Origin of the sequence: Cohnella hongkongensis (assembly GCF_042654645.1) — a bacterium.
GTDB classification, from domain to species: domain Bacteria; phylum Bacillota; class Bacilli; order Paenibacillales; family Paenibacillaceae; genus Cohnella; species Cohnella hongkongensis.
Map to the genome: position 1 here is coordinate 1 of NZ_JBHSEP010000040.1, position 10,550 is coordinate 10,550.

12 protein-coding genes and 1 pseudogene are annotated in these 10,550 nt (G+C 48.1%); 9 read left to right on the forward strand and 4 right to left on the reverse strand.

What is annotated here, in order from left to right; translation table 11 throughout:
* Window positions 1-109 (forward strand): IS3 family transposase (locus ACFO3S_RS27705; RefSeq protein ID WP_378097297.1); only part of this gene is annotated, 109 nt, incomplete at its 5' end.
* On the opposite strand, the pseudogene ACFO3S_RS27710 reads toward ACFO3S_RS27705, so the two are convergent.
* Both ACFO3S_RS27710 and ACFO3S_RS27715 read right to left on the reverse strand, forming a co-directional pair.
* Window positions 73-309, reverse strand: a pseudogene (locus tag ACFO3S_RS27710) (MFS transporter); the annotation flags it as partial. The gene ACFO3S_RS27705 and the pseudogene ACFO3S_RS27710 overlap by 37 nt on opposite strands.
* Window positions 310-446: 137 nt before the next feature.
* Window positions 447-1,733 carry an FAD-dependent oxidoreductase gene (locus ACFO3S_RS27715; protein ID WP_378102968.1) on the reverse strand — a complete coding sequence of 429 codons (1,287 nt, stop codon included), beginning with the start codon at window positions 1,731-1,733 and terminating at the stop codon, window positions 447-449.
* 150 nt (window positions 1,734-1,883) lie between these two features.
* Here ACFO3S_RS27715 and ACFO3S_RS27720 point away from each other — a divergent pair, with 150 nt between their 5' ends.
* Window positions 1,884-2,495 carry a TetR/AcrR family transcriptional regulator gene (locus tag ACFO3S_RS27720; protein ID WP_378102971.1) on the forward strand — a complete coding sequence of 204 codons (612 nt, stop codon included), beginning with the start codon at window positions 1,884-1,886 and terminating at the stop codon, window positions 2,493-2,495.
* Window positions 2,496-3,278: 783 nt separating this feature from the next.
* Window positions 3,279-5,009 carry a biosynthetic-type acetolactate synthase large subunit gene (gene ilvB / locus ACFO3S_RS27725; RefSeq protein ID WP_378102973.1) on the forward strand — a complete coding sequence of 577 codons (1,731 nt, stop codon included), beginning with the start codon at window positions 3,279-3,281 and terminating at the stop codon, window positions 5,007-5,009.
* 151 nt (window positions 5,010-5,160) lie between these two features.
* Here the strand turns inward: ilvB and ACFO3S_RS27730 are convergent, their stop codons facing one another.
* Window positions 5,161-6,192 (reverse strand): nitroreductase family protein, encoded by a 1,032-nt coding sequence (locus tag ACFO3S_RS27730; protein ID WP_378102976.1) that lies wholly within the window; start codon window positions 6,190-6,192, stop codon window positions 5,161-5,163.
* A 181-nt stretch (window positions 6,193-6,373) separates the two neighbouring features.
* Between ACFO3S_RS27730 and ACFO3S_RS27735 the strand changes: the two genes are divergently transcribed.
* The 6 genes from ACFO3S_RS27735 to ACFO3S_RS27760 all read left to right on the forward strand — a co-directional run bounded on the left by ACFO3S_RS27735 (window position 6,374) and on the right by ACFO3S_RS27760 (window position 10,343).
* On the forward strand, window positions 6,374-6,874 hold the full coding sequence (locus ACFO3S_RS27735) for a MarR family transcriptional regulator (protein ID WP_378102979.1): 501 nt from the start codon (window positions 6,374-6,376) through the stop codon (window positions 6,872-6,874).
* Window positions 6,875-7,250: 376 nt separating this feature from the next.
* Window positions 7,251-7,463, forward strand: coding sequence for a hypothetical protein (locus ACFO3S_RS27740; RefSeq protein ID WP_378102981.1), 213 nt, complete (start codon window positions 7,251-7,253; stop codon window positions 7,461-7,463).
* Window positions 7,464-7,536: 73 nt separating this feature from the next.
* Entirely contained in the window at window positions 7,537-8,136 is a 600-nt protein-coding gene (locus tag ACFO3S_RS27745; RefSeq protein WP_378102983.1) for a hypothetical protein, read from the forward strand.
* Window positions 8,137-8,166: 30 nt separating this feature from the next.
* Window positions 8,167-8,802, forward strand: coding sequence for a LysE family translocator (locus ACFO3S_RS27750; RefSeq protein ID WP_378102986.1), 636 nt, complete (start codon window positions 8,167-8,169; stop codon window positions 8,800-8,802).
* A gap of 277 nt (window positions 8,803-9,079) precedes the next feature.
* On the forward strand, window positions 9,080-9,430 hold the full coding sequence (locus ACFO3S_RS27755) for a VOC family protein (RefSeq protein WP_378102989.1): 351 nt from the start codon (window positions 9,080-9,082) through the stop codon (window positions 9,428-9,430).
* Between the two features lie 43 nt (window positions 9,431-9,473).
* Window positions 9,474-10,343 carry an MFS transporter gene (locus ACFO3S_RS27760; RefSeq protein ID WP_378102992.1) on the forward strand — a complete coding sequence of 290 codons (870 nt, stop codon included), beginning with the start codon at window positions 9,474-9,476 and terminating at the stop codon, window positions 10,341-10,343.
* Here the strand turns inward: ACFO3S_RS27760 and ACFO3S_RS27765 are convergent.
* Window positions 10,293-10,550 (reverse strand): hypothetical protein (locus tag ACFO3S_RS27765; protein WP_378102994.1); only part of this gene is annotated, 258 nt, incomplete at its 5' end. The genes ACFO3S_RS27760 and ACFO3S_RS27765 overlap by 51 nt on opposite strands.

Sequence of the window (10,550 nt, forward strand, 5' to 3'; positions counted from 1 at the left end):
GGAATTAGATGACTATGTGAATTGGTTCAACAAGCATCGCATCCATGGCACCTTAGGCTATATGACGCCTGTTCAGTACCGACAAGAAGCCCTTAAAAAAATTGTCTGATTTACTGTTGACAATCCATTGCCTCTGTTCTCGGGTTTGAAATATTTAGGCGGAACTACATACGCTAGGGAGGGAATAGCCGCAGCACCGGCTGCTTGAATAATTCTTGCGGTTACAACGGCCGGAAAAGAGCTCGAAAAAACCCCCATTAGCGAACCCAGAGTGAATAGGGCTATCCCTGTTAGTATTAATGACCGTGCAGAGAAACGGTCGAATCAATACTTTGCTCAACATTCATTTAAAGGGGTATGAACCTCAAAAAGTTAGCCACCTGGTTCTGGAAGTCAGAAGTCAGGTGGCCAAGCCGGCGGTTCAATGGATTTTTCCTTTTCATACATTAAATTTCCTGTAGTAATGCTTGTAATCCTGCCTTATTTATTACATTCCACGGTGTGTTTAATTCGGGCTGAAAGAAGAAGTCGGCATAGGCCAATTGTTCTAAGGTGCATCCGGTTTGAATCGCAAGGGAGACCGTATTGATATGAGCAGTCATATCGACTTTAGACATGATTTGTCCCCCTAAAATCTCTAAAGTGGTTGGATCGTAAACCAGCTTGAACATAACGGTCTTCTCCGGAGAGAACAGGGCAGCCCCTTGTTCCAAGTAGACGGATTTGATTTCAATGCCCAGCTTTTTTGCCGTTTTATCATTCAAACCAGTTGTAGCGAAATAATAATCAAAATGATGCGCACCTGAAGAGCCTTGTACACCGGGAAGCGGATGAATGGTTTCGTATAAGTTTTTTACTGCATAATGGGCTTGACGACGCGCGTTGGTTCCTAATGAAACATTCATCCGCATTTTTCTGGGATGGTACCAAACCGTTGTTGCATCCCCAATGGCGAAAATATCGGGATCACTTGTACGCATATATTCATCTGTTTTAATTCTGCCATCCGGCAATAATTCCACTGAACCTCGCAACCATTCCGTGTTGGGACGATTGCCGGCAGACAAGATGACCAGGTCTGCTGAATAGGTGCCTTTTGTAGTGACAACCTCGACGACTCGATCATTTTCATCACCGACAAATTCGAGGATCGAGTTGCCTAGTGCCAATTCCACTTCCCGATCTTTCATTTCTTCTTCAAGTACATCCGTAAATTCTTGATCTAAATAGGAGCTTAAAGGACGATCGTTGATGTCCATTAACGTAACCTTTTTCCCTGATTCGGCAAATAATGAAGCGGCTCCCGTCCCAATGTATCCTGCGCCAACAATTACAACGTGTTTAATACTTGGATCTGCAGCATGTTTTCTCATAGTGAATAGATCTTGTCGACTGCTCATCGTACCGATGTTTGTTAAATGCTGTCCAGGGACAAGAGGAATAAACGGCTTTGCACCCGGACTTAAAATGAGTTTGTCATAACTTTCCTTTCGTGATTCCCCTGTCATATGATTGAAGATTTCCACTTGGTGCTTGCCAGGTTCTATTTGAATTATTTCAGTGTTGCCGAAGATGGATACTCCTTGTTGTTGAATGGTTTCGAGATCCTTGGCCGAAGTGGAGGAGAAGTCCCCTTTGTCATACCATTGAACGTTCGCATTCGGACACATCAACCGTAACGCTTCAACCGCTTCAATCCCCCCGTGCGAGCCTCCTAAAACAATAACCTTCATGATGATCTCTCCTTTGGATACATCACTGTATCTTATTTTATAATTAGGATACATTAATGCATCTTAAGAAGTCAATTAGATACACGTTTGGATCTTATTTATTTAAGATACAGTTTCCTGTATAATGAGCATACAAGGAGAGAAAAAGGGATGACGGAATCAAATAAAAGCCGCCGCCGCGGCGACCAATTACAAAATGATATTTATGCAGCAACGTATCGTCTGCTGGAGACGGAAGGGTACAGTGCGATTAATTTTGCGCGTATTGCTCGTGAGGCGAATACCAGTCGTTCGGTGGTTTATCGTTATTGGGATACTCCGTTTGATTTAGTGTTTGCAGCTGTCCAACAACGGATGCAACAATCGGAAGGGATATTCAAGAGTCTGGATCTCGACAAGGGCAGTCTCCGTGATCATTTAGTATCTGTCGGTCAGCATTTTATTTTGGAGTCCGACAATGGACCGTTTAGATTATTTAAAATGCTGTTTTCCGAGATGATTAGCCAGCAGGAGAGAGAACGGACAAGCCAGATGTTGGCTGAAGCCACAGCTTCCAATATTAAGATTATGGATTACGTTCTTCAACAGGCCGTGCAACGGGGAGAAATCACAAAGCTCCCACCTAAAGCGACCAAACTCATTCTTTTTGAGCAAATTCGTTATACGTTTATGCTTGAAAATGGAGGGGTGTCGCATCAGAAATTGGAAGAGATTGTTGATCATGTGGTGTTGCCGGCAATTTTATATTTTTCGAAACCGTGAATTCTCATCTGGAGCATAAATGGGTTAAACTTACCGGATACAAGAGCTCAGTAATCATAAAGCACTTAGTATTCATTCGGTTTGAAAAAAAGTCGAGTCTGTGCTATTATCAGAAAAATACAAATATAGCGATGAAGAGAAGGCTATGCAATAGCGTTTATGTCCAGAGAGCGGGGGGGATTGCTGAAACCTCTGTCGTAACGCATGTATAGTGTCGTCTCGGAGCTGTTGACCGAACGCGGAAGGCGTAATATCACGCCCGCAAGTAGGATCAACCGGCCTGGCATCCGTTAACATGCTGCAGGTAAAGCGTCGGCTTTACCTCATGAGACTGCAGTTGCGAGATTGCAGTAAACCTGGGTGGTACCGCGAACATTCCCCTTTCGTCCCAAGGCTTCAAGCAGTAGCTTCGAGCTTTGGGAAGGAAGGGGTTATTTTATTTAAATACCAACAGGCGATGAAGAGAAAGCCGGCAAGTGCGGTTATGCCCAGAGAGCAGAGGAAACGCTGAAACCTTTGCCTTAACCCTTTGCATGGTGTCGTCTCGGAGCTGTTAACCGAAAGCGACTGGTCTCCTTCCGTGCCCGCAAGTAGGCTTAACCGAAATGGTGCTCGTTAACGCGCCGCAGGTAAGGCATCGGCCTTACCTCATGAGGCTGCATTCGCGAGGGTGCAGCGAACTTGGGTGGTACCGCGAAATCCCCTTTCGTCCCTGTATGAGCTGACCGCTGTCAGTTTGCTCAGGAGGAGAGGGGATTTTATTAGGCAAAGGAGGCTGCCCAAGTGGAACAGCAATTAGGAGTGACGAATGAAACAACGACGCCATCAGAGGAATCTATCACCGGTTCGGAGGCGCTTTTGCGCGGCTTGCTGCAGGAAGGCGTGAAGTGCGTATTCGGCTATCCGGGAGGTAATGTGCTCTATATTTACGACGCGATGGTACATCAGCCTGAATTCAAGCATATCTTGACCCGGCACGAACAAGGCGCGATCCACGCGGCGGACGGCTATGCCAGGTCGACGGGGAAGGTTGGGGTGTGCATCGCAACATCCGGTCCGGGAGCAACAAATCTGGTGACCGGGATTGCAACCGCTTATATGGATTCGGTGCCTCTGGTTATAATAACAGGGAACGTATCTACGAATGTCATGGGCACGGATGCTTTTCAGGAAGCGGACATCATTGGCATCACGATGCCGATTACGAAGCACAGCTACATGGTTCGCGACGTACGCGACCTTCCTCGCATCATTCATGAAGCGTTCTACATTGCAAATACGGGCCGCAAAGGTCCTGTCTTGATCGATATTCCAAAAGACGTGACCAATCAGCGGATGGCTTATCGTCCAGCGGACACGGTTCGGTTGCGCGGATACCGTGGGGCTCCGGAACCGAGTCCATCAGAAATAGATACGCTGCTTCAGGCGATTGCGGAAGCGCGCAAGCCGGTTATTATCGCAGGCGGCGGCGTTGTCTATTCGAACGCTTCGCAGGAGCTGATCCAATTCGTTCACACCACGCGGATTCCGGTTGCGACGACTCTGCTCGGCCTCGGCGGGTTTCCGAGCGATGATGAGATGTGGCTGGGCATGCTCGGACATCATGGCGTATATGCGGCGAACATGGCGGTGCAGAATGCGGATCTCATCATTTCGATCGGCTCGCGTTTCGATGACCGGGTCACGATGAAGCTGGACGGGTTTGCGCCTCAGGCCAAACGTATCGCCCATATCGATATCGATCCTGCGGAAATCGGCAAGAACGTCAAGACAGAGATCGCTTGCATCGGCGATATTAAAAACGTGCTGGCTTATGCGAACACGAAAGCGCAAGCAGCCCAGACGGATACCTGGCTCGAGCAGCTTCAAGAGTATAAGATGCAGCATCCGCTTCGGTATACCGATTCGGATACTGTCATTAAGCCGCAATATGTGCTCGAGATGATTAGCGAGACGACGCAAGGGGATGCGATCATCACCACCGATGTCGGCCAGCACCAAATGTGGACCGCGCAGTTTTACCGCTTCAAGCATCCTCGCTCGCTCATCACGTCGGGCGGTCTTGGCACGATGGGCTTTGGCTTCCCGGCTGCGATCGGCGCTAAAGTCGGAAATCCGGATCGTATCGTCGTCTCGATCAACGGCGACGGGGGCATGCAGATGTGCGCGCAGGAGATGGCGATCTGTGCGATTCATCAGATTCCGGTCAAAATCGTGGTCTTGAACAACCAGGTGCTCGGCATGGTTAAGCAGCAGCAGGAATTGATGTATGAACGACGCTACAGCCAAATTGATCTGTCCGGCAGTCCGGACTTCGTCAAGCTTGCGGAAGCATACGGAATCAAGGGATTAAGGGCAACGAACAAGGCCGAGGCCTCCAAGGTCTGGCTTGAGGCGCTGCAGACGACAGCACCCGTGCTCGTCGAGTTCGTCATCCCGGCCAATGAGAACGTGTACCCCATGGTGCTTGCCGGCACGACGCTGGACCAAATGATTCTAGGGTACGACGAATAATTGCGCTGAAGAGACAAAAATCAGTTTAATTGCTGGTTTTGAATCTGAAGTGCTGGTATACTGATTGCTTAATACCGTTATGGGTTTTCTCGTCCATGACTGTCGCTTTTTCGATTTCAAGGGCTTACGACTATAGATTCTTTCGAAAAAGCTAACGTTGCGTGATGTTCAACGTCAGAGGCGTGGATGCAGAGCTTGGGCGGAGAATATCTGTGCCGAATTCCAGCACTGCGACGACCCGTTCCTGAGGCCGAATTCCAAACGGTGTACATTTTTCGCGATTGTAAGTCCATTCCGGAAGGGTTCGGTAAACGTGCCAGAGGTTGGTCTTGGCCAATAATTGAAAGTTCTGAATCAGACAGCATACGGCCGCGTAATCCTCATCCTGCTTGTGGAGATCGCTTTCTTCCTTGGACACGATGAGCAGGAATGCCGTGGACGAGCTCCCTTGTAAACTGCGAAGCTTGCCGGCCGCTTCTCCTCCTGTTACATAAACAAAACGCCACGGTTCCCGCATCCCGTCGTTTGGCGCATAGACAGCTTCATTCAACATTCCCAGAATGGTTTGAGGGGAATACGGCAACATGCCCGCATTCGTATGCGGATGCGGGTGGTCATCCCCACCGATCATCGTCCATTTCTGTTCCGCCGGCGTTCTCTTCCGGGCTCTGGGCACTTTATCAAAGTATCCGATACTCAGAATCCCGGCAAAACGCTCCCCGTTCTGCAATCCGATTTCCTTGAAGAAAGTCTCGCTCATGATTAGCGGGTCCGTATACCACAGCATGCCCAGTCCTTGCTCCCAGCCTAGCAGCTGGAAATTCTGCATGATGCTGCAGACCGCGGAATAATTCTCGTCGCTTTGCTGCCGCGTGTTGGCGGATTCCGTAATGAAAACCAAGTGAGCGGGAATCTCGGTGGCTTGTTTGCTATAAAAGTCGGTCATTTTGTCGGGGATGAACTTGCCGAAACGACTTTCCTTGATCTTCGCGAGCATGCTTCCGGCCAGTCGTTGACGCGATTCCAGGGAATTGTAATAGATGCAGCGCCAGCTTGGATTGCCCTCGGTTTCATACAAACCGGCGGCTTCATGCAACAAGGAAATAATCTGCTCTTGCGGGACCGGCGTGGACTTGAATTTGCGGATCGTTCTTCGTTCTCTTATCGTTGCGGAAGTATTCATAAGAATTCCCTTCTTTACTCATATTATTAACTGGTTAACAATTTATTTTGTTAATGAGTAAACTATATATTCAGATGTGGTGTGTTGTCAATCGGAAATTTGGATGAATGATACGGTTTGATTGCTTAAATGAATTGTGATATGTTGGTTAATGGATAAACAATAAGGGGAGAAAGAAGATATGAACTCGTCCGAGGGACTTAAGAGGTTGCTGTACAGCCGATTTCTTCATTTTTCACATTTGACCGAACAACTCTTTGCGACCGAGAGCGAAGAATTTGCGGATTTTGCCCGGCTGGAAGGGCTCAGTTCGTTCCCAACCAATCTAACCAGCGTCCATACCATCGACTGCATCGGCCATAATGAGCCTATCAATAATACTTCCATTGCAGAGAAAATGAATTTATCCAAGGCGAGCATTACCAAGATCAGCACCAAGCTGCTGGAGGAAGGCTACATCAAGCGCAGCCAGATGAACGACAACAAAAAAGAAGTCTATTTCAGCCTGACGCCCAAAGGCCGGCAGATCTTCGAGGTTCATGCCAGGATGCATGTCATCATCGAGCACCGGTTTATCGATTCAATGAACGACTTTTCGGAATCGGAGCTTCAGGCCGTCCTGAAGTTCTTTCAAATGATAATTCAACATAACGACGAAAAAATCGCAAAAGGGAAAGAATGAGACAATGGGAAGCGTGAAGGGGAATAAGGCTGTTTTTGAGATGATTCCCAACCTATCCGGTAATTCCCCAGACGCGACGAGCAATAATTGCAGTAAGAACGCTAATGCCATTAGCGATTCGAACACGGCTAGCCCTCTTTCCTTTGAATTTATTCAAGCCGGTGTCGTGAATCGTCCTCTCGCGTCCGGCACGGAGGGCTGGGATTGTGGTTTGGGAGAGGTTAGTGCACCTCTGATTAGCAAAAAATTGCACTGATTGGAAAAGATTCCGGACTGACCGCAGAGACCGCATCGCGGAAAGGAAGAGGATCAATGATGCAGGTTGTACGGGAAACGAATATTTTCTTTGCTCGTAAATTAAAAGAGTCAGCTCGAAATGGTTTGGGTAATCTCAGGTTTGATGACTCCCTTGTTATATATCTTATTATTTAGTCCATTATTGAAAAACATTACCCATCCTGCTATGACTGCCGCTCAGGTTTTAGATATGTTTGTGCCGGGCATTTTAGTTCTCTTGGCATTTAGTTCTGGAATGGGGGCTGGATGGTCAATGGTTTTTGACCTGAAGAGTGGGATTAATTTATGTTGAAAGTCATCTTTGGCTTTGCGGTTGACCACTATATAGGAACAATTGGCATGAACGTCAAGAGGGGAGCGAATAAATGATAAAACGTGAAGATCTGCTTGCTCGTCAATTTCAGCTGCAAGCGGAGGCCGCTGCAGTGGCGGAAGAATTGAACCTTATCCAATCGCTAAAAGCAGCTGGCATGCCCGTCAAAGTTGGAAGTGCGGCACTCGGTTTAATGACTTGGAGAGACCTTGATATGACGGTCGTTTGTTCCAAGTTGGACGTTGCTGTAATTTCCGGAATTGCTTCGCAATTGATATTGAATCCCAAGATTCGGCAGATGAAATTTATGAACGATACCGGTAGTTGGAACACCGATCCGGCCTACCCAGACGGGTATTTTATTGGATTGGATTACTTATCTAAAAGCGGGAGCCAATGGTCACTGGATATTTGGTTCGTTGATGATCCTGAGAAACAACCTGATCTGCGGCATATTCGTACGTTGCCCGGTCGTCTTCATGAAGAGGCGGTTCTCTCTATCTTGCGGATAAAAACTGTCTGGGCCTCGAGATCCGAGTATGGGAAACAGGTGAAAAGCTTTGATATCTATACGGCTGTATTAGACCATCAAGTGAGCACACCCGAAGAATTCGAACAATGGTTGCAAAGCCGTAACAACATCTCACTTTGAGTGCTATGGAAGGAGGAAGGAGGAGGGCCGATGCCGGATTTTTCAACGCTATTGGCATATGTTATCGTTGTCATTCTTCTATTTATAATTCCAGGCCCCGCCGTTCTTCTTACCATTACTCGTACCGTTCAAAACGGGCGAAAAGGAGGCATAATGGCAGGGATTGGCATCGCCATCGGGGATTTTCTTCACACCTTATTTGCTACTGTCGGGCTTTCCACGATACTGATGACCTCTGCTCTAGTTTTCAATATTGTTAAATATGCAGGAGCGGTATACTTACTATATTTAGGAATTCGCGAAATGATGAGTAAGCCATCAGATCCACAACTTCCAAAGGTTAAATCGGCAGGAGCTTTAAATTCATTCTTTTCAGCAACTGTTGCAGAAGTTCTTAATCCAAAGACAGCGCTGTTTTTTCTGGCTTTTTTGCCTCAATTTGTTCATCACGAACGAGGTCAAGTCACCACGCAGTTTTTGATCCTTGGTGTCGTCTTTGTGATTTTAAGTGCCTTGTATACAACCGCGATTGTGCTAGGTATCTCTGCCCTTGGAAAACTGGTTAAAGGGAGTACATGGATAAGCCGGTTAAGCCGCCTAAGTGGCAAATTCGTAGGAGCAATTTATATCGGACTAGGCCTAAAGGTTGCATTCCAAAGACAGTAATGATGCAATAACGTCAAGATTGAAAGCCGCCCTTTAGTGATATCGTCAAGTAGACGGTGGAATAAAACAAAATGTCTAAGCCGCCTTAGCTCGAGCTTCTCATCGGGCTAAGGCTGTTTTAGTCTACTGCCCGGATAGACAGAGCGCCCTTTGGGGGCGTTCTCTTTTTTATGTGGCTCCTCACCATTTTTATAAAATTATATCAAAATAATATATTTACATATTATATTATTTTGATATAATAAAATCGATCAAACGAATAAGGAGGAAATATAAGATGTTCAAAAGCGGCAATGTGACTGTAATGGTATCGGATATGAAAAAGGCTGTAAAATTTTACGCCGAAACCTTGGGATTGGAGCTGCAGCACGGGGACGGGCATTTTACGCAAATCGCGGCACCTGGATTGACGATCGGTCTCCTGCATCTTGCCGGAGAACAAGGTTCCCTTCCGGAAAAATCGGGCAGCATGTCCATAGGGTTTGAGGTGGAGGACATGGAGTCAGCCATCGAAACGCTGAAATCCCGCGGCCTTGCCTTCCACGATTCCGTGGAAGGCAAGGCGGCCAATGTCGTGCATTTCAACGATCCTGAAGGCAATACCCTTTACTTGGTTTGCAATCGTTAAACCACAGGGCGGCATAAAGAAAATGTAAGGAGGCATTTTCCGCATGGCCTCGATAACCAACGTCAACATGGTTGTCGCCGGACTGCTGGCGGCGATGTTTATTGGCGCTTTGGATGCGACCGTCGTCGCCACCGCTACCCCGCATATGATCAAGGATTTGCACGGCGAGACGCTGTTCAGTTGGGTGTTTGCGATTTATACGTTGACCACCTGCGTAGCGACGCCCATTTTCGGCAAACTCGCCGATTTGTTCGGGCGCAAACCCGTATTCGCCGCCGGCATCGGTTTATTCGTGCTCGGTTCCATCTTGTGCGGAGCCGCACAATCGATGACGGGGCTCATTTGGTTCCGGGCTTTGCAAGGATTTGGTGCCGGGGCGCTTGCGCCCGTGTGCTTTACCGTCATCGGCGATTTGTTCTCGGGCAAGCAGCGCGGCAAAATGATGGGTATCTTTTCGTCCGTTTGGTCTGTGGCTGGCCTTCTCGGCCCGCTAATCGGAGGTTACTTCGTCGATCGGCTCTTCGCTGGTCATGGCAGGCTCCATCTGGCTGATTGCGCTTCAGATGAACTCGCCCTACGTATTTTGGATCGGTATCCTCGTGCTAATCGGACTGGGAATGGGGTTCGTTGCGACGCCCTCCACCGTTGTCGTTCAATCGGTCGTCGGCTGGGAAAAACGCGGCGTCGCCAACGCTTCCAGCATGCTGGCCCGTGCGCTGGGCCAAACGGTCGGCATCGCGGTATTCGGCACGATTTACAACCAGTATGTAACCATATCGGCTCCAAAACGGAGCTGACTGCCGGAATGCATGCCGTTTTTCTGCTCATGTTGGGGATCGCGATTGCGAACCTGCTCACCGTATCATTCCTGCCGAAGCACCGCCGAGTGATGGCGCAGCAGCATTCGGCGTAACGGCAGGGTGACAAAGCGAAATACCGGAACCGGCAGCAAACGGATGCGGCCAGGAAAAGCCGCGACCTGCGGCTTTTCTGTTTTGTCTAAGAAAACCCCCAGTTCGACTGGGGGTTCAGGAAAGCTTATAGCTATGAGTAAAAATCCCTTGACCTTTATGATAAGATGGTAGCCGGTCTGCCAACCGCACCATCGAATCAAGGAGGA